General features: G+C 57.9%; 17 protein-coding genes and 4 tRNA genes. 10 read left to right on the forward strand and 11 right to left on the reverse strand.

Annotated elements, in window-relative coordinates:
* Window positions 1-148 precede the first annotated feature (148 nt).
* The 4 genes from csrA (at window position 149) to ACWKWE_RS17600 (ending at window position 886) form a co-directional block, all read left to right on the forward strand.
* A complete protein-coding gene (gene csrA / locus ACWKWE_RS17585; protein ID WP_020290522.1) occupies window positions 149-337 on the forward strand; it encodes a carbon storage regulator CsrA in 189 nt (62 codons plus the stop codon).
* 62 nt (window positions 338-399) lie between these two features.
* Window positions 400-490, forward strand: a tRNA-Ser gene (locus ACWKWE_RS17590).
* A gap of 107 nt (window positions 491-597) precedes the next feature.
* Window positions 598-674, forward strand: a tRNA-Arg gene (locus ACWKWE_RS17595).
* Between the two features lie 135 nt (window positions 675-809).
* A tRNA-Arg gene (locus ACWKWE_RS17600) sits at window positions 810-886 on the forward strand.
* 48 nt (window positions 887-934) lie between these two features.
* On the opposite strand, the gene ACWKWE_RS17605 is transcribed toward ACWKWE_RS17600, so the two are convergent.
* Complete coding sequence (locus ACWKWE_RS17605) at window positions 935-1,438, reverse strand: DUF4124 domain-containing protein (protein ID WP_483851227.1); 504 nt, start codon at window positions 1,436-1,438, stop codon at window positions 935-937.
* A gap of 321 nt (window positions 1,439-1,759) precedes the next feature.
* On the opposite strand from ACWKWE_RS17605, the gene mgtE reads away from it, so the two are divergent.
* Window positions 1,760-3,202 (forward strand): magnesium transporter, encoded by a 1,443-nt coding sequence (gene mgtE / locus ACWKWE_RS17610; RefSeq protein WP_166593288.1) that lies wholly within the window; start codon window positions 1,760-1,762, stop codon window positions 3,200-3,202.
* Window positions 3,203-3,327: 125 nt separating this feature from the next.
* On the opposite strand, the gene ACWKWE_RS17615 is transcribed toward mgtE, so the two are convergent.
* From ACWKWE_RS17615 to ACWKWE_RS17625, 3 genes are all read right to left on the reverse strand, one after another.
* Window positions 3,328-3,654, reverse strand: coding sequence for an Arc family DNA-binding protein (locus ACWKWE_RS17615; protein WP_166593287.1), 327 nt, complete (start codon window positions 3,652-3,654; stop codon window positions 3,328-3,330).
* Between the two features lie 397 nt (window positions 3,655-4,051).
* Window positions 4,052-4,255, reverse strand: a complete 204-nt coding sequence (locus ACWKWE_RS17620) for a PA3371 family protein (protein ID WP_166593286.1) — start codon at window positions 4,253-4,255, stop codon at window positions 4,052-4,054.
* A 54-nt stretch (window positions 4,256-4,309) separates the two neighbouring features.
* The gene (locus ACWKWE_RS17625; RefSeq protein WP_256665030.1) at window positions 4,310-4,537 is read right to left on the reverse strand and encodes a hypothetical protein; all 228 of its coding nucleotides are present in this window, start codon (window positions 4,535-4,537) and stop codon (window positions 4,310-4,312) included.
* A gap of 315 nt (window positions 4,538-4,852) precedes the next feature.
* Here ACWKWE_RS17625 and ACWKWE_RS17630 point away from each other — a divergent pair.
* Window positions 4,853-4,929, forward strand: a tRNA-Arg gene (locus ACWKWE_RS17630).
* Between the two features lie 275 nt (window positions 4,930-5,204).
* Here ACWKWE_RS17630 and ACWKWE_RS17635 read toward each other — a convergent pair.
* The 3 genes from ACWKWE_RS17635 to ACWKWE_RS17645 all read right to left on the reverse strand — a co-directional run bounded on the left by ACWKWE_RS17635 (window position 5,205) and on the right by ACWKWE_RS17645 (window position 7,244).
* Complete coding sequence (locus ACWKWE_RS17635) at window positions 5,205-5,369, reverse strand: DUF2256 domain-containing protein (RefSeq protein WP_166593284.1); 165 nt, start codon at window positions 5,367-5,369, stop codon at window positions 5,205-5,207.
* Between the two features lie 215 nt (window positions 5,370-5,584).
* Window positions 5,585-6,214 (reverse strand): TetR/AcrR family transcriptional regulator, encoded by a 630-nt coding sequence (locus ACWKWE_RS17640; protein WP_166593283.1) that lies wholly within the window; start codon window positions 6,212-6,214, stop codon window positions 5,585-5,587.
* Between the two features lie 145 nt (window positions 6,215-6,359).
* Window positions 6,360-7,244 (reverse strand): fumarylacetoacetate hydrolase family protein, encoded by an 885-nt coding sequence (locus ACWKWE_RS17645; RefSeq protein WP_483851228.1) that lies wholly within the window; start codon window positions 7,242-7,244, stop codon window positions 6,360-6,362.
* Window positions 7,245-7,444: 200 nt separating this feature from the next.
* On the opposite strand from ACWKWE_RS17645, the gene ACWKWE_RS17650 reads away from it, so the two are divergent.
* Window positions 7,445-7,837: a tautomerase family protein gene (locus ACWKWE_RS17650; protein WP_483851229.1), complete on the forward strand. Its 393-nt coding sequence runs from the start codon at window positions 7,445-7,447 to the stop codon at window positions 7,835-7,837.
* Window positions 7,838-7,964: 127 nt separating this feature from the next.
* On the opposite strand, the gene ACWKWE_RS17655 is transcribed toward ACWKWE_RS17650, so the two are convergent.
* Window positions 7,965-8,915, reverse strand: a complete 951-nt coding sequence (locus ACWKWE_RS17655; RefSeq protein ID WP_483851230.1) for a GlxA family transcriptional regulator — start codon at window positions 8,913-8,915, stop codon at window positions 7,965-7,967.
* A gap of 227 nt (window positions 8,916-9,142) precedes the next feature.
* Here ACWKWE_RS17655 and ACWKWE_RS17660 point away from each other — a divergent pair, with 227 nt between their 5' ends.
* Window positions 9,143-9,937, forward strand: a complete 795-nt coding sequence (locus ACWKWE_RS17660; protein ID WP_483851231.1) for an SDR family NAD(P)-dependent oxidoreductase — start codon at window positions 9,143-9,145, stop codon at window positions 9,935-9,937.
* Between the two features lie 71 nt (window positions 9,938-10,008).
* Here ACWKWE_RS17660 and ACWKWE_RS17665 read toward each other — a convergent pair whose 3' ends face one another.
* The 3 genes from ACWKWE_RS17665 to ACWKWE_RS17675 all read right to left on the reverse strand — a co-directional run bounded on the left by ACWKWE_RS17665 (window position 10,009) and on the right by ACWKWE_RS17675 (window position 14,756).
* Entirely contained in the window at window positions 10,009-10,755 is a 747-nt protein-coding gene (locus ACWKWE_RS17665) for a YkgJ family cysteine cluster protein (RefSeq protein ID WP_483851232.1), read from the reverse strand.
* 202 nt (window positions 10,756-10,957) lie between these two features.
* A complete protein-coding gene (mqo, locus tag ACWKWE_RS17670) occupies window positions 10,958-12,595 on the reverse strand; it encodes a malate dehydrogenase (quinone) (protein WP_341959366.1) in 1,638 nt (545 codons plus the stop codon).
* A 520-nt stretch (window positions 12,596-13,115) separates the two neighbouring features.
* On the reverse strand, window positions 13,116-14,756 hold the full coding sequence (locus ACWKWE_RS17675) for a methyl-accepting chemotaxis protein (RefSeq protein WP_166593277.1): 1,641 nt from the start codon (window positions 14,754-14,756) through the stop codon (window positions 13,116-13,118).
* Window positions 14,757-15,211: 455 nt separating this feature from the next.
* On the opposite strand from ACWKWE_RS17675, the gene ACWKWE_RS17680 reads away from it, so the two are divergent.
* Together ACWKWE_RS17680 and ACWKWE_RS17685 are read left to right on the forward strand one after the other, a co-directional pair.
* Window positions 15,212-16,816, forward strand: a complete 1,605-nt coding sequence (locus ACWKWE_RS17680) for a response regulator (protein ID WP_166593276.1) — start codon at window positions 15,212-15,214, stop codon at window positions 16,814-16,816.
* Window positions 16,813-17,505 (forward strand): sensor histidine kinase, encoded by a 693-nt coding sequence (locus ACWKWE_RS17685; protein WP_483851233.1) that lies wholly within the window; start codon window positions 16,813-16,815, stop codon window positions 17,503-17,505. Before ACWKWE_RS17680 ends, ACWKWE_RS17685 begins: the two co-directional genes overlap by 4 nt.
* Window positions 17,506-17,553 lie beyond the last annotated feature (48 nt).

The raw sequence follows: 17,553 nt of genomic DNA on the forward strand, positions 1-17,553 counted from the left end.
TTCGTGTTTCTGATGTGCGCGAGAAAGCTGTTTTTTTTCCGACGCTAGTCAATACTCACGACACTGGCCCGTTGCCTCTTCTGGTGCGGGCCAATGCCTTTATGGTTGTGCAGACTGTTGTCCCTGAATTCAGGTTGAGGAGATAGGTATGCTGATTTTGACCCGTCGGTGCGCGGAGAGCCTGATAATCGGTGACGGTGAAATCACCGTGACTGTGCTCGGCGTTAAAGGTAACCAAGTACGAATTGGGGTCAACGCGCCCAAGGAAGTGGCTGTTCACCGGGAAGAGATTTACCTGCGCATCAAGAAAGAGAAGGACCAGGAACCAAGCCATTAATTTTTATTGAATTTTTGGTTTGCAAACGGGGAAAAGGGTGGTTATTATACGCCCCGTGTTGCGGAGAGCTGGCCGAGTGGCCGAAGGCGCTCCCCTGCTAAGGGAGTACACCTCAAAAGGGTGTCGGGGGTTCGAATCCCCCGTTCTCCGCCATTATTTGCGTAGTACGTTGTAATCTGGCTTGATCGGTAAGTTGTTGAATTTACTGGAAAAAGTTCTTGACCAAAAGATTTGACGGCCTATAATGCGCGGCAACAAATGCACTCGTAGCTCAGCTGGATAGAGTACTCGGCTACGAACCGAGCGGTCACAGGTTCGAATCCTGTCGAGTGCACCATTTAAGCGTTGTTTGTAGTGATACAGGCGGCGACTTTAAGAAAGAGCCTGTCTTCAACAGGCCTTCGGAAGTACCACTCACTTCCAGAAGTAAAATGCAGTGACCAGAGGTGATCTGGTTTATCAAGCGCCATTTGCACTCGTAGCTCAGCTGGATAGAGTACTCGGCTACGAACCGAGCGGTCACAGGTTCGAATCCTGTCGAGTGCACCATAAAACGAAAAGCCCGCATGAGAATGCGGGCTTTTTGCTTTCCAGGGTTTATGTTCCTGCCCTGCCTTTTTGTCGCGTACCTTTCACGCAGCCGTGCTCATCGAACGTGACCTGCCGGCTTCGACCTTTCTTTTCTTCATACACATAACGCACCTCGGCGTTGCGGCCTATGATTTTATCGGGTTTGCCGAGAAGGCTTTCCACATCCCGTTTGGTCATGCCTGTCGGCGTCTGTTGATTGATGATGGCCTTGCGGCGTTGCTCCGCGCTCAACACGTTGCCGCAACCGTCGTCTCGTTGGCCGACAATCACCAGTTCGGCGTTAGTCTGATTCTTTACTGAGCCAGCGTGTCTGGAAGGGGCCGGTTGAACGGTTCCAGGAAGCGGGCTGTGAAACTGATGTGTCGTCGGATTTTGGCCGGTGGGGCAGCCGAGGGTTGTAAACGTGATACGTCCGTTATCGTCTTCGCAACGGTTGACTGTCGTTGCCCATGTGCAGGTGGGCGCGATCAGCAAGGCAGCAATAATGGTTTTGCGGATGTCCAACGGCATGTCGACGTCCTCCTTGACGGGTGTCAAGAAAGCCTAGCCAGATGAAATTTGCCTGGCGAGCGTGTTTTCTTCTCTTGATGTGACGTCGTAGCAATAACGACTCGGACAATGCTTAACATTGTGTTGCAAGCGCTTGTTCCGCGTTGAATTTTTAACATGAAGGCCCGGCAAGGGGTGTATGATTGCGCCCGTCAGCCCCGCCGGGGCTTGTGGAATACCTCCATGGACTTACCCAGTAGCAACTCAGAATTAAGCTGTACCAATCACGAATCGACTGATTGATCTTCCGGCGCGGTCCACTGCTGGGAGTGGAGTTCGCCTATGACCGAAATCGAAGTAAAAAAAACGCAGGAAAGCCTTCAGGATCGCCTCGCACAAGTCGTCGACCTGCTGCAACGTCAGCGCATCGTCGAAGACCTGACTCATCGCCAGGAAGGCCAGCACCAGGATCGCGTTGAGAACCTGGTCCATCGCCAAAACCTCGTTGAGCTGCAACGCAAGCTCGATGATCTGCACTCTGCCGACGTCGCCTATATTCTCGAAGCTCTTCCGGTTGAAGACCGTCTGACGGTCTGGCAACTGGTGAAGGCCGAGCGCGACGGCGACATTCTTCTTGAAGTGTCCGACTCCGTTCGTGAGACGCTGATCGCCGACATGGACGATCACGAGTTGCTCGCTGCCGCCAAGGAAATGGACGCGGACGAGCTCGCGGACCTGGCGCCCGAGCTGCCCCGGGATGTCGTCCATGAGCTGATGGAAGCCCTCGACAGCCAGCAACGCGAGCGCGTTCGTTCGGCGTTGTCCTACCATGAGGAACAGGTCGGCGCGCTGATGGACTTCGAGATGGTCACCATTCGCGAAGACGTCAGCCTCGAAGTCGTGCTGCGTTATCTGCGTCGACTGAAAGAGCTGCCGGGTCATACCGACAAACTCTTCGTGGTGGATTACGACGGCGTGCTGAAAGGCGTACTCCCCATCAAGCGCCTGTTGGTCAACGACCCTGAAAAACAAGTGTCGGACGTCATGGCCAGTGACCCGGTGAGTTTTCACCCGGACGGCGATGCTTACGAGGCGGCTCAGGCCTTCGAGCGCTACGACTTGATTTCCTCGCCGGTCGTGGACAAGAACGGCAAGCTGATTGGACGTCTGACCATTGATGAAATGGTCGATCTGATTCGTGAAGAGAGCGAAACCGAAGTATTGAACATGGCAGGTCTGCGCGAGGAAGAAGACATCTTCGCCTCAGTGTGGCGCTCGCTGCGCAACCGCTGGTCCTGGCTGGCGGTTAACCTGATCACCGCCTTCATCGCTTCCCGCGTGATCGGCCTGTTCGAAGGCTCCATCGAGAAGCTGGTGGCGCTGGCGGCCTTGATGCCGATCGTGGCAGGCATTGGCGGTAACTCTGGCAACCAGACCATCACCATGATCGTACGCGCGATGGCGCTGGATCAGGTCAGCACGGGCAACACCTCGCGTTTGATGCGCAAGGAACTGGGCGTGGCCCTGGTCAACGGTCTGGTGTGGGGCGGGGTTATCGGTATCGTGGCCTACCTGCTTTACCACAGCTGGTCGCTGGGCGTGGTCATGACCGCAGCGATGACGTTGAACTTGCTGCTCGCGGCGTTCATGGGCGTGCTGATCCCGATGACGCTGGCCAAACTGGGACGTGACCCGGCGATGGGCTCCAGCGTGATGATCACCGCGATGACTGACAGTGGCGGCTTCTTCATCTTTCTTGGGCTGGCGACAGTGTTTTTGCTCTAAGCCAGCCTCGTAAAAAAACCGCCTTCAAGGGCGGTTTTTTTATCCTGAAATCGGCGGGCTCCCATTGATGACGCCCACAAAAAAGCCAGCTGAATGCTGGCCTTTGAGTCTCTGACGCTTCGGACTTATTCGTCGTCGGCGGTCAGGCTGGTGTCGTGAGCAATCAGCGAAACCAGAGCGTTTTGCTGGCGGTGAGCAAGTTGGCGGAAGCGCTGCAGCAGCTCACGTTCATGCAATGACAACTCTGGGCTGTCGAGACGCAGCTTAGGCTCGTCGCCCAGTGCGCCTTCTTGAATCAGGCTTTGTTCGAGACGCGCAATAATTTCAGAGTTCATGCTGCGATGGTTGTCTTTGGATACTTCCGCAATGCGCTCGCGCATACCTTCCGGGAGACGGACAACGAACTTGTCAGCTGTGCGACTGGAATAATTGGCCTGTTTCATAGGGCTCATATATTTAACCGATTTAGTTCAAAGGGGAGGCGGTTCATGCATTTGGCCGCGAGATGTCATCGTCTGACTGTCATTTCGGCGAAATGTTCAACCTGCCAGCATAAAGGTCCGTCATCATGCATCAATACGTCGGAACCTTGGCGTCAAATCTGTGACAAATATTGAACTAGATAAAGGCGTTTAGCCAGCACCAATTATCCGAAATGCGTTCTGGTTAGCAAAGTTCCCGGATACCACTCATCCGACCGACAGCCACAGATTACGCGGGTTTCCGCAATGATGGCTATCTGTCTTCAGCGTAGAAGTGTCTGTAAGAAATTTCGAGAATGATGCCGAGAAAGAGACGAAGGGTCTTTTGGCAGTGCGCCAACGGGCGCGAGGAGACGAGGATGTGGACTTAACGTCCGCCGTTGGCCTGACGCAATACCGGGTCGAACTTGATGCGGCGTCCCACCACCAGCGCGGCGAGGAACAGCGTGGCAAACGTACCGGCGGCCACTTTGGCGACCGTTCCAAGCGCGTCCATTGATGAAGGAAGCAGTTGATCCGCCGCGACGCCCATGATGGCGAGAATCAGAAAGGACAGTGCTGCTTTTGACATGGCTTTTCTCTGTTCAATAAACGGATTGGCAAACCCCAGTCACGCCTCGTGCGTTCAAAAGACCCAGCGTTGAGACCGATCAACCGGAATGGCTTCGTCAGTATCGTTGGCCAGCATGGCGTCAGACCTTTGCGCTGGCATGACGGCGAAGCGCGGTGTTTGCTTGACGAGGTAATGCGGTTGAGCCTGAACCGCGACGCTCTCGGTTTTGCTGCCGTCAGCCTGGAAGTGGAAAGCCACCAATGCGACCAGAGCCGCAGCATTCAACAGGGAGAGAGTCATGTTCATCTCGTTTACCTTCGTTTGGAGTTGTGTATGAAGGGGATTGCACGAGAGTGAGAATGCAGTCTGCATGCCAAGCGAATTGCAAAAATAAAACCAATGAAATCAATTGGTTATGTATTTTTTTGAAAGGGTGCAGATTGCAGTTTGCAATGATGTCATTTTGGGACATTGCAATTTGCATGACGGGCAGCTGCTATCAGCCAAATCCCCGGCGGACTACAGCCCAAAACGACAATGACGACATGACAAAACAGGGGCTTGCCGTTAACATGCACGCCGTCCCGCTGGCGCCATTCAGAGCGCCGGCCCAGTGTCTCAGTAGCTCAATTGGATAGAGCATCCCCCTCCTAAGGGGAAGGTTGGCAGTTCGAACCTGCCCTGGGACACCACACTAAAAGACACTTCTAGCTGTCTGCGTTGCCAAGCTAAGTTCGGAACGACGCATGCAAAACGCCAATGACGCTCCGTGATGCTTGTAAGGTCGTCAGTCGGATGGCTGGCGTCCTTGTACATTCCCACCATGGATTGCACCACCCCGGAGCTTCGTTACGGCAGAAGGCGCACATCCAGCCGTGTGTCCCGAATACCCGGTGCATCAACGGCTACTCTCGGTCATTAGGTGAAAGCGGCAGAGCGCTTCAGCCATAACCTTCCTCCAACGTGATCAGCGTTCCCCACCCCGGCGTGTTTCCTGCGAAACCGATTTGTGACGGCGACAGCGTTCCGAGCAGTACTTGACGTCGTCCCAGCAGCGGGCCCATTTTTTTCGCCAGGTGAATGGCAGGCCGCAGATGGCGCAGGTTTTTTGCGGTAGTTCGTTTTTCTTCACGGTGCGGCCTTCCGCAGAGGATGCTTTGGCCGAGGATACCCTGTGCCTCCGCTGTTGTTTTTTGGAGCGTACGAGACGCTGACATGGGCGTTCAATTCGGCGTGTTCCGTGCGCCGCCTTCCAAAGGCGATCACTCGCTTTCATTACTGATCGGGATCAAGCGACGCCCCAGGCACGCTTGACCCACGGTTGTCAGAGGGCGGTGCCTGCACCGGTTAACCGTTCAGGGCCAAGCGCTCGATGGCGGAGGCATCCGAGTTCAGAAAGGTGCGCGCGGATTTCAGGATCTCGTCCGACAGGGCCGTTTTACCTGTGGCGCGGGCGAGGGTCATGGCGCCCACCATCAGCGCGTATTCGACGACAGCCGCCTGGCGGTTTGCGGAGTCCTCGCGGGGTGACTTACCGGGTTCGAGGGTCGACATGTACGCCTCCATCAAGGTCTGAAGGCCCTTGACGTAAGTCTGATGAAGCTCTGAAGGTCTGCCTTCGTGGGCAATGTCACCCGAAAACGCCACCACCGGGCAGGTCTCGGCGGCGTTGTCCCGTTTGGAGGGCGCGAGGTAGTGATCAATGATCGCCTTGCGGGCTGTTCGTTTTTTGCGATGCGCGGCGATTTTCTCTTTCCAGGCGTTGGCAGATTGCTCGAACGCATGTACGCAGGCTTCGTTCGCCAAGGCTTCCTTGGACTCGAAATGCCCGTAAAACCCGCCATGGGTCAGCCCCGCCTCATGCATGATTTCTGCCACGCTCACGCCGTTCAAGCCACGTTCGCGATAGAGCCGGGTTGCCGTTTCCGTGATCGAAACACGGTTCAGCTCGGTTTGCTGTCTGGACACTCGTGGCATAAGGCGCCTCTTCATACGCTGAAATAGATGTGCAGCATCCTATATAAAAGCCTGATCACTGTCATGGTGAACCCGGGACGGGCCGTGTGCCTCGAAGCCCAATCGACGAACGACTGGGGCCCGGGCCGTCAGGGAGCGTGATGAATCAGGTGTCAGCGATGGAGTTTTCCAGTGTGCCGATGCCGTCGATTTCGATGCGAACCGTATCGCCTGGTTGCAGGAAGCGGGGCGGGGTGAAGCCGATGCCGACGCCGACGGGCGTTCCGGTGCTGATCACATCGCCAGGCTTGAGCTCGATGCCCGCCGACAGGCATTCGATGAGGGCGGGAATGTCGAAGATGAGCGCGCTGACGTTGGCGTTCTGCCTCAACTCTTCGTTCACCCAGCATTTGATCGTGGCGTTTTTCGGGTTGAATGCGTCGGCGGTGACGATCCACGGGCCCATGGGGCAGAACCCGTCAAGGGATTTGCCGAGGAACCATTGGCGGTGGTTTTTCTGCAGGTCACGGGCGGTGACGTCGTTGATGATGGTGTAGCCCCAGACGTGGTCGTACGCGTCTTCTTTCGAAATCCCACGCCCCCCTTTGCCAATGATGACGGCCAGTTCTGCCTCATAATCCAGTTGCCGGGTGACGCGGGTGTGCGGCGAAATGGAGTCCAGGTGCCCGATGATCGACTCCGGCGTCTTGGTGAAGATTACCGGAAATTCAGGGGCGACTTCCCCGTCCTTGGCGCTGTGATCGAATCCGGACTTGCTGAATTCTGCAGCGTGTTCGTGATAGTTCTTGCCCACGCAAAAGACGTTGCGCGTCGGCGCGAGGGGCGCCAGCACTTTCACACCCACGAGGGATCTGCCGGGACCCTGAGCGCCAAGCCCGGTAGCAGCTTGTTCCCAATTCGCGATCAACTCGTCAAGGCTGCCGGCGAAGCGGCCCTGAAGTTCGTTCAACGGCCAGAACACCCCGTTTACATCGTCGATCAGTGCGGGTGTCGGGCGGTTGTCTTCAGCTAAGACGTTGGCAAATTTCATCGTCGATCCTCAGGGGGGTTGGTTTTTTTTCTGGCGTAAGCGCCCGCGTTCACGCAAGTGTCTCTCAGGCTTGTCAGCGGAAAATACATGATGTAAAACATCTATTAAATAAATGTTGAGAGACATTTATTTTGCGCGAAACGCCGGTTTCGGCAGCGTGCAACACGTCCAGCCCTTTCACGCCAATAACAGGAAATGCCATGCCACTTGCCAGAATAGATGTTGCTGCAGACACCTCTGCCGAAACCGTCAAAATCATTGGGGACGTCATTTATGAAGCGATGACCACCACCGCCAATGTGCCGGCGAACGACCGTTTTCAGGTCGTCAATCGCCATGGGAAGGACGAGTTGATTTACCCGGCTGACGGTTATCTGGGCGTGACTTACACGCCGAAGATCGTCTTCATCCAGGTCACCTGGAACGCGGGCCGGTCCATCGAGGTAAAAAAGGCGTTCTACAAAGCGGTCGCCGAAGGCATCCATGAACGTGCGCGCATTCGCAAGGAAGACGTCTGGATCAGCCTGATCGATGTTCAGCGTGAAGACTGGTCGTTCGGTAACGGCGAGATGCAATACGCCCCGACAGCGTGATTTCGTTGGTGGTCAGCCATGGCGCGGCCTTGTACCGCGCCATTTTTTTTGGAAAGAAAAAGCGGCGCTCCGCTGGAAAACCGCCACGGGCGAGCGCTTCGACGCGCGGTTGTCGATGCGAGATGCGTCAGTGGGAGAGGTCGATCATCTGCGATTCAGTGATGCGTTTGATGGCTTGCGGGGATTGGTTGAACGCGCGCAAGAACGACCGCCTCATGCGCTCTCGGTCGCCGAAGCCGCAGTCCCGGGCAATGATGTCGAGGGAATAACGCCCCTCTTCCATCATGATGCGGGCGGCTTCGACGCGCAGATGCTCGATGGCCTTGGCCGGAGATTGCCCGGTTTCCTCCCGGAAAAGCCGGCTGAATTGTCGCGGGCTCAGGTGAGCGATTTCTGCGAGCTTTTCGACCGACAATTCGGCCGCGAGGTTTTCTTTCGCGTAGATCAGCGCGGCCTGAATGCGGTCGGTTTTCGGGTCCAGTTCCAGCAGCGTTGAAAACTGCGACTGGCCCCCGGACCGACGATGGTGAACGACCATTTTCCTGGCGACGTTCCTGGCCAGCGTGGTGCCCAGATCCTTCTCAACGATGGCCAGCGCCAGATCGATGCCCGCCGTCATGCCGGCCGATGTCCAGACGGCACCATCGATCACGAATATCCGGTCTTCTTCGAGTTGAACGTCTGGAAAGGTGGAGCGAAAGGCCCGGGCGTGAGCCCAATGGGTCGTGGCGCGACGTCCATCCAGCAGCCCCGCCTGCGCGACGACGAACGCACCGGTGCACACCGCCGTGATGCGTCTGGTGGTCGCTACCGACGCTCGCAGAAAATCCACCAACCCTTCGGAAACGGCGTCGATGTGGTTATTGCCGATGACGATCAGCGTGTCGTACCGGGCGTCTTTGAAGGACGAGGTTTCCATCCCGAAACCCAGCGAAGACCGGACGATGCCACCGTGTTCAGACACCACTGCCAGCTCGTAAGAGGGGCCATTCATGTCATTCGCCGCTTCGAAGACCGCAGAGACAGCGAGGCCCAATACCTGAAAGCCAGGGTAGATCACCAGCCCGACACGGATCATCGTGCGCTCCTTGGGAAAGACATATTGAGTGTCATAAAAGGTTGTATGTGCAACTTGCGGACATGCTTGCACGGTTTTCAGACCCGTGTCATCTGCCGTTCAAGCGTCGTGATTTGCCTCAATATCTTTGTCCTAAAAAGTTGGATATATGACATTTGAGCATTTTGCGGGGCACCGTAGTCTCTCCTGACCGACTGTCTCGGCCTCACCTTTTCTGGAGAAACACGATGAACACTGCATCTTCCAAAGGCACCGCATTGATCACAGGCGCTTCCGCGGGTATCGGCGCTGTCTACGCGGATCGTCTGGCCAAGCGTGGCTATGACCTGATTCTGGTGGCGCGCAACGGGGACCGGCTGAAAGACCTGGCGGCCCGGCTCGCCGCTGAAACGGGCCGCTCCATCGAGACGCTGGTGGCAGATCTGGGCGACAAACGTTCGCTCAAACAGGTGGAGAACGTGCTGCGCGAGGACGCCCGTATCACGATGCTGGTCAACAATGCTGGTGTTGGCTCCATCGCTTCGATCCTCAACGATGACGCCGACGAGATGGAGGCGATGATCGCGCTGAACATCACGGCGCTCACCCGGCTGACGTACGCAGTCGCCCCGGCGTTCGTCGCTCGGGGAGCGGGCACCATCGTCAACCTGTCCTCAGTGGTCGGCATCGCCGTCGAGATGCTCAACGGCGTGTACAGCGCGTCGAAATCCTATGTGCTGAGCTTCGGTCACACGCTGCAACGGGACTTGGGCGACAAGGGCGTTCGCATCCAGAGTGTATTGCCGGGTGCGACTGCCACCGATTTCTGGGACGTCGCCGGTTACGCCCCGCAGAAGACCGGGGTCAACACCATGACCGCTGCCGATCTGGTCGACGCCGCGCTGGCGGGGCTGGATCAGGGCGAGTGGGTCACCATTCCCGGGCTGCATGAGCCTGAAGCGTGGGAGCAGTGGGAAGCGGGGCGTCGCACGATCTCGAAGAAATTCAGTAACGCGAAACCTGCGGCCCGTTACGGCGTTTGATCCAACCGCGTCTGCCTTGGCGAATCAGGGAGGCAGCAACGGTGATGGCACGCTGGTGCAGGTGCCGCCCGTCACAGCCTATGGAAGATGTAGTCCGCCGAGCTGTCATCGCTCAAACCGATGTCCGACGCGAGCAAACGCTGACGCAAGTCCGGCTGATCCACCCGCACTGACCATGCTTTGCCTGCGGGTTTGTGCGCGCCCGCGTCGCAAGCATTGATGGCCGCTGTCAACGCCTGGCGATCAGGCTGATAAATCGCCATCGCGTTATTTTTCCAGGCGACCGTCGTGAGCCCCATGTATTCGCAAATATTGATCTTGGCTCGCGCGTCATCTCGGTCCGCTTGCCGTGACTGCTCCACTTGATGGGCCAGTGTCGGGTCGATAATGCGATCAGTGAACATGACCTCGCCGGTCTGCCAGGTCTCTGGCGGGCACCCTTTGTTTTCGGGCTGAAGGGGGATGAACGGGTTGATCTCCATCGGGTATATCCGACAGACCAGCGGACGCGTGTCGTAGATGCCGCAACGGTCGTCGGCCCCCAGGTTGGGGCAGCGGTCCAGGGCATTGGCCGTGAACACGGCAATGACCTGAATCCGCGCATCGCCGCTGCCAACTTCCGCCGCTCGCCGAACGCTGTGAGCGAACTGCTGAGGGTTGGAAGTCCAGGTCGCTTCGTTGAAGGCTTCCAGCACGATGGCGACGTCGTGACCACGGGCGAGCCATTGACGTGCTTCATTCAGCGTCAGTGGGATCAAGCGACTTTTGCAGCAGGCACCGCAGCCATTGCACGCAAAGCGAATTGAAGTGTTCGACACGCGAGATCACTCGATGTACGGGGAAGGTTAGCTGTGGCCGCACAGAATGCGCAGAGCGCCTTGAAACAGCAAGTCTAAAAGGATGAAATTTGCCTGTCCGCGGACAAATGAGCGATGCCTTTGACCTGTCCGTCACGCACAAAAAAGCCACGGGTTTTGAGGCCCGTGGCTTTTTATTACCACCATTTCAACGTGGCGAAGATTACAGTGCCATGTCGTTCGCAGGCTTGCTTTCAGCCGGTTTGCTCGGCTCGGTGCTCGTGCCGACGCTCTGGTCGATCACCGGCGGTTTGTCCAGTTGCAGGACTTCGGCGGTGTAGTTCCACTCTTGCTGCACGGCAGCCGGCGAATCGTTCAGCTTGGTGCCGTAGCTCGGCACGATCTGGCGGATCTTCGCTTGCCATTCAGGCGTCGCGACTTTGTCCTTGAAGACCTTTTCCATCACGTTGAGCATGATCGGCGCGGCGGTCGAGGCACCTGGCGATGCGCCCAACAGTGCTGCGATGCTGCCGTCCTGTGACGAAACGACTTCGGTACCCAGTTTCAGCACGCCGCCTTTCTCGGCATCACGCTTGATGATTTGCACGCGCTGACCGGCTTGCCACAGACGCCAGTCTTCTTTCTTGGCGTGCGGGAAGTATTCCTGCAAGGCCTTGAAGCGATCGTCGTCGGACAGCATCAGTTGGCCGGCGAGGTACTCCACCAGTGGGTACTGCTCGATGCCCACTTTGGTCATCGGCCAGAAGTTGTGGGTGGTCATGCTGCTGAACAGGTCCAGGTACGAACCTTCTTTCAGGAACTTGGTGGAGAAGGTCGCGAACGGGCCAAACAGGATCACGCGCTTGCCGTCGAGCACGCGGGTGTCCAGGTGCGGAACCGACATGGGCGGCGCGCCGGTGGAGGCGATGCCGTAGGCCTTGGCCATGTGTTGCAGGGCAACGTCCTGATTCTCGGTGACCAGGAACGAACCGCCGACCGGGAAGCCTGCGTAGTCACGGCCTTCCGGAATGCCGGATTTCTGCAACAGCTTCAGTGCGCCGCCGCCTGCGCCGATAAACAGGAACTTGGCGTCGGTCGCGCTGCTGGTGCCGTCCTTCAGATTCTTGTACTCGACGTGCCAGCTGCCATCGGCATTGCGGGTGATGTCGTTGACTTCGCTCGACAGCTTCAAGTTGAAGTTGGGGCGAGTCTGGAGTGCCGAGACGTACTGACGGGTGACTTCACCCCAGTTGACGTCGGTGCCGATCGGCGTCCAGGTGGTGGCCAGCTTCTGGTTCGGGTCACGCCCTTCCATCATCAGCGGGACCCACTTGGCGATCTGCGCGTGGTCTTCGGAGAACTGCATCGGGCGGAACAGCGGGCTCGCCTGCAGGGCTTCGTAACGCTTTTTCAGGAACTTGATGTTGTCATCGCCCCACACGAAGCTCATGTGCGGTGTGGAGTTGATGAACGAATGCGGGTTTTTCAAAACGCTCTGGCGGACCTGCCAGGCCAGGAACTGACGGGTCACCTGGAAGGCTTCGTTGATCTCGATGGCCTTGGAGATGTTGACCTTGCCGTCTTTGTCTTCCGGCGTGTAGTTCAGCTCGGCGAGACCGGAGTGGCCGGTACCGGCGTTGTTCCAGCCGTTGGAGCTTTCTTCGGCGACTTTGTCCAGACGCTCGACCATTTCCATGGTCCAGCCTGGCTCCAGCTCGTTGAGCCAGACGCCCAGAGTCGAGCTCATGATGCCGCCGCCGATCAGCAGCACGTCCACTTTTTTGCTTTCTGCGGCGTGTGCCTGAAGCATACCCACCGAAATCGCCAGACCCAGCAGGGCCTTGCCTGTCGTTTTGATCATTGCACGCAATCCAATTGAAAGAACGTTATCCGCCTGCCTCTTATGTCGAGACGAGACCAGTTCGGCGCGTGTCAGAACTGACAGGCGCAAGGCTCGGTTCGCACTCGGAGGGCGAGGGGTAGGGTTCAAGGTCGATGAGGCAGACCTTGAGTTCTGTGTCCCTCTGCGCTGGCTTTTTGTTAGATCATTGGGATGCAGCAGCTTGAGTAAACAACAAACACCTCGCAGGACTCGGTCATCAGGTCCAAGGGATCTGCGAGGGGGCGGCGATTGTACCTGAAATGTGATTTCTGACAAAACGTGTGACGATTTAGTCAATACGCCAAGGTGTCACAGGTGGCGAAAGAATGGCTTTCGCCACGTGTGATCCATGGAATTCTGCCGCTAATGCTGGCTGAACACGGTGTGAATCTGTAGGAGCGAATTCATTCGCGATGGGATGGCCAGGTCACTACATCTCTGTCATCTGCACCCTTTTTCGCGAATGAATTCGCTCCCACAGGGAATCACCGTTGACGCGTCAAAGGGTGAACTTGCCCACCATGGTGTTGAACGACACCGCCAGGCGCGACAGTTCCTGGCTCGACGCGTTGGTCTGATTCGCGCCGGCGGCGGTCTGCGCCGACAGGTCCTGAATGTTCACCAGATTGCGGTCAACTTCCCGCGCCACTTGGGCCTGTTCTTCGGCCGCGCTGGCGATCACCAGATTGCGTTCGTTGATCTGGCTGACGCCTTCGCTAATGCGCTCCAGCGCCAAACCGGCTTCGGTGGCGAGCGTCTGGGTGTTGGTGGCGAGGGCCTGGCTCTTGCCCATGGCGCGCACCGCTTCATCGGCACCGTTGCGCACCAGGGTGATCATCGATTCGATCTCGCCAGTCGAGGCTTGTGTGCGGGCGGCGAGGGCGCGGACTTCGTCGGCGACCACGGCAAAACCACGGCCTTGCTCACCGGCGCGAGCGGCTTCGATGGCCGCGTTGAGGGCCAGCAGGTTGGTCTGTTCGGCAATGCCACGAATCACGTCCAGCACTTTGGTGATGTCACGAATCTGCCCGGCCAGTGCCTCGACGCGTTGGGTCGAATCGTTGATTTCCACGGTCATGGTGTTCATCGCAGTCACCGCTTGCTGCACTTGCTGCTGGCCTTTGACCGCGTCGTCTGCCGTCTGGGTCGAGACTTGCGAAGCGCTGGCGGCGTTGCGGGCGACTTCTTCGACGGCAGCGGTCATCTGGTTCACGGCCGTCGCAGCCTGCTGGATTTCGTCGTTCTGACGTTGCAGCCCGCGGGTGCTGTCGTCGGTCACAGCGGTCAGTTCTTCCGCAGCCGAGGCCAGTTGATCCGAAGCACTGGCGATCTGTTGCACGGTGCCTTTGAGGCTGCCCTGCATCGTCGACAGCGCCCTGAGCAGTTGCCCGGTCTCGTCCTGGCCGCCGGAGGCGATGACGTGGGTCAGGTTGCCGTTGGCCACATGGGAGGCGCTTTCCACCGATTGATAAATAGGGCGAGTGATCATGCGCGTCACGATCAACCCCAGTGAAATGGCGCAAATGACCGCAATCAGCGAACCGATGGTCAACAGCCACGTCACCTGACTGTCGGTTTCCACGCCTGCCTGGGCCGACTCTTGAGCCTGGCGAGCGTTGGATTCGATGATGATTTTCAGCTCGCCCATGGTTTTGCGGTAGGTCGGGGTGACGTTACTGGCCGCCAGTTTCGCGCCCTGTTCGACGTCTCCGCTCTGAATGACGCTCAGCGTGCTTTGAACCGCCGACATGTAGGCGGGCCAGTCGCGAGTGAAGTCATCGCCCGCTGCCTTTTCGTCATCTTCCATCGGGGTCTTGCGATAGATCGCGAAGTCGGTGTCTGCCTGCGCCTGGTTTTCCTTGAGCGACTGAATGACCGCGTTGACTTCCTCGGGGCTGGCCTTCAGCGCGCTGAGGGCGATGATCTTGAAGAAGTCGCGGTTGGTGGCAATCACGTTGGCCTTCACCGAATCGACCTTGGTGACTGACAGCATGCTGTTTTCAACAGTGCCTTTGAACAAATCGTACAGACGAGAAATGCCGTTCTGGCCTAGCACACCCACCACCACAGTGATCAGGGCACACAGGCTAAACGCGAGCAACAGCTTGGACTTGAGTTTCAGGTTGGTCAGCCAGGACATGAAGGAATACTCAGGCGAGAGGAAGAGACGCGGTTGGGTCACCGTCTTCCAAGCGTATCGGCGGAGAGGGAAGGGACTTTACATATCCGGTAACATCTAGCCGAAACTTTACGTTCCCCGAAATTGGCCGAGTTTGGATCCATTATCCCGACTCTTTTCTTCACGCCCGCGTGCTTTAAAGCACACGACCTGCGTCACAAATGCATTCGTTTCACCCAGCATCATTGTCATGGAAGGGTCGCTTTTTATCGCGGGCGTCACCTAAGCTTTACTTGGGCGCCGCCGATAACCGAAGCGAGGGCTCTCTTGCCCTACGGCAAGTTGCCGACGCCCCTGTGAAATAGCTTGATGGCAATTTGATGTTGGCTATCATCTGCGCCACGCGAAGGGTGCTTCGACGTTGATGCTTGTGAGGCTGCCTCTGAGCTGATTTATCTCCCGCTACAGGAATCTCGATGCTGGCCTGGAACCAAAAAACCTTTCTGATCGTCGATGATTTCTCCGATTTTCGCAGCTCGGTCAGGTCAATGCTGCGCGAGTTGGGCGTCAAGGAAGTGGACACCGCAGACAACGGCGAACAGGCGATCAAGGCCTGCTCGCAGAAGCGCTATGACTTTATCCTGCACGACTTCAACTTGGGTGACGGCAAGAAAAACGGCCAGCAGGTGCTGGAAGACCTGATGACCGACCGGCTGATCAGCCATGAAAGCGTGTTCGTGATGGTCACCGCTGAAAACAGTCAAGCGATGGTCATGAGCGCGCTGGAATGGGAGCCTGACGCGTATCTGACCAAGCCGTTCAACCGCGCCAGCCTGGCGCAGCGTCTGGAAAAAATCGTTCAGCGCAAGACCCTGCTCAAGCCAATCCTCCAGGCCCTAGACCGTGGCAAGCCCGCTGAAGTGCTGGCGGCCTGCGTCAACCTGACCAAACAGGACCCGCGTTTCGCGCCGTTGTGCCTGCGCTACAAGGCCGACGCACTGCGCGACCTGAACCAGCACGAGCCGCTGGAAGCGTTCCTCAAGTCCATCCTCGCTGACCGCCCGCAACCCTGGGCGTATTCGGCGTTGGGCAAGCTGCTGTTCAAGCGCAATCGCAATGCCGAAGCGCAAACGGTCTATGAAGAAGCGATTCGTACCTTTAATGCGATGCCGGTGCTGTTCGACGGTCTGGCGGATGTGCTGATTGCCAGCGGCGATAATCGTCGTGCGCAGAAGATGCTCGAAGAAGCCGTGCGCCTGTCGCCCTATGCCGTGCGCCGTCAGCGTTTGCTGGGCAAGCTGTCGTTGGAGAATCAGGACTTTGACGGCGCCTCCCGTGCGTTCCGCCAGGCGGTGTCGCAAGGTCAGTTTTCTCGCTTCAAGGACCCCGAAACCAACCTCGGTCTTGCGCAGGCGCTGATCAGCAAGGGCGCCGAGCGGGGCTTCGACGCGCGGACCCGCGTGGAAATCAACCAGACCCTGGGCGACGTCGCCAAGGAGCACACCAACGACGCCGGTCTGCAAGTGCGGGCGCGTTTGATGAAGGCCACCAGTGTCGCGAGTTCCGATCCGGAAATGGCGGCCAAATTGACCGCGCAGGCCATGGAACGTCTCGACGGCATGGAGCAGTTTCTCAGCGCCGATGCGGCGTTGGCCGTTGCGTCACAGCTCAAGCAACTGGGACAGGAAGCGGCCGGTGCCGGGATCTTGAAAAGCTGCGCGGAAATCTACGGCGACGATCCGGCTGTCATGCAGAACATCGCCAGGCAGACCGACGACCCGGAAATCCTCGGTGCGGGCAAGGCGGCGATCGATCTGAACATGCAAGGCATTCGCAGTTATCGCGCGGGCAAGCTGGGCGAGGCTCAGGACTTGTTCCGTCAGGGGCTGGCGCTGCAACCCAAGAACATCAGTATCGCGTTGAACATGGCCCAGTCGCTGTTGCACATGGGCGTGCAGAACCTCGACGCCGCCAGCCTCAAGGAGTGCCAGAACAGTCTGAAAATGGTGGGCAAGATGCCCGAGACCGACCCGCGATACGAGCGGTATCAGAAACTGCGACTCAAGGCGTTTGGCGAATGACGGACGAGGATTCGGGGCTGGATTTTTCCATGGTGATCGCCTCCACCGTGCACGACATGAAGAACTCCCTGGCGTCGTTGATCCAGGCCCACGGGCAGTGGGTCAAGCAACTGCCTGACGTCCATCGCGGCACGCCGGAACAGGGCGTGATCGACTACGAATTCGCGCACCTCAACGGCATGCTCGTGCAACTGCTGGGCCTGTACAAACTGGGCGTGAATCAGCTGCCGTTGCGCCCGGATTATCACGAGCTGGACGACTTCATCGAAGCGCAACTGGCGTTTCACCAGGAAGTCCTCGCCAGCCGTGGCATCGTCGCACGGTATGAAGTCGATGACTTTGGCCTGCCGGGTTTTTTCGACCGAGAGCTGATCGGCTCGGTGGTGTCGAACGTGGTGATCAATGCGATTCGCTATGCCCGCAAGGCAGTGCTGATCACGGCGGGGCAGGTGGGCGAGCAATTGGTCATCAGCGTCAACGACGATGGCCCGGGCTTCCCCGAACACATGATCGAGAAACAGACCGACTACGTGCTCGGCATCAACCAGAGCAGCGGCAGCACCGGTTTGGGCCTGTACTTCGCCGCGAACATTGCCCGTCAGCACCAACGGCAAGGCGTGCCGGGGCATATCGAGATTGCCAATGGCGGCGAGTTGGGCGGGGGGGTGTTCAGGATTTTTCTGCCCTGAGCCCTGCGGTCGCCGCGTGCGTTGCGGGTGAGTGTGCAGTTTCACACC

This window comes from Pseudomonas salicis (assembly GCF_057128705.1).

Excerpts from the sequence above, each read along its gene's own strand:
- csrA (WP_020290522.1), top strand. The coding sequence starts at position 149 with ATGCTGATTTTGACCCGTCGGTGCGCGGAGAGCCTGATAATCGGTGAC.
- ACWKWE_RS17605 (WP_483851227.1), bottom strand. The coding sequence starts at position 1,438 with ATGCCGTTGGACATCCGCAAAACCATTATTGCTGCCTTGCTGATCGCG.
- mgtE (WP_166593288.1), top strand. The coding sequence starts at position 1,760 with ATGACCGAAATCGAAGTAAAAAAAACGCAGGAAAGCCTTCAGGATCGC.
- ACWKWE_RS17615 (WP_166593287.1), bottom strand. The coding sequence starts at position 3,654 with ATGAGCCCTATGAAACAGGCCAATTATTCCAGTCGCACAGCTGACAAG.
- ACWKWE_RS17620 (WP_166593286.1), bottom strand. The coding sequence starts at position 4,255 with ATGTCAAAAGCAGCACTGTCCTTTCTGATTCTCGCCATCATGGGCGTC.
- ACWKWE_RS17625 (WP_256665030.1), bottom strand. The coding sequence starts at position 4,537 with ATGACTCTCTCCCTGTTGAATGCTGCGGCTCTGGTCGCATTGGTGGCT.
- ACWKWE_RS17640 (WP_166593283.1), bottom strand. The coding sequence starts at position 6,214 with ATGCCACGAGTGTCCAGACAGCAAACCGAGCTGAACCGTGTTTCGATC.
- ACWKWE_RS17645 (WP_483851228.1), bottom strand. The coding sequence starts at position 7,244 with ATGAAATTTGCCAACGTCTTAGCTGAAGACAACCGCCCGACACCCGCA.
- ACWKWE_RS17650 (WP_483851229.1), top strand. The coding sequence starts at position 7,445 with ATGCCACTTGCCAGAATAGATGTTGCTGCAGACACCTCTGCCGAAACC.
- ACWKWE_RS17655 (WP_483851230.1), bottom strand. The coding sequence starts at position 8,915 with ATGATCCGTGTCGGGCTGGTGATCTACCCTGGCTTTCAGGTATTGGGC.
- ACWKWE_RS17660 (WP_483851231.1), top strand. The coding sequence starts at position 9,143 with ATGAACACTGCATCTTCCAAAGGCACCGCATTGATCACAGGCGCTTCC.
- mqo (WP_341959366.1), bottom strand. The coding sequence starts at position 12,595 with ATGATCAAAACGACAGGCAAGGCCCTGCTGGGTCTGGCGATTTCGGTG.
- ACWKWE_RS17675 (WP_166593277.1), bottom strand. The coding sequence starts at position 14,756 with ATGTCCTGGCTGACCAACCTGAAACTCAAGTCCAAGCTGTTGCTCGCG.
- ACWKWE_RS17680 (WP_166593276.1), top strand. The coding sequence starts at position 15,212 with ATGCTGGCCTGGAACCAAAAAACCTTTCTGATCGTCGATGATTTCTCC.
- ACWKWE_RS17685 (WP_483851233.1), top strand. The coding sequence starts at position 16,813 with ATGACGGACGAGGATTCGGGGCTGGATTTTTCCATGGTGATCGCCTCC.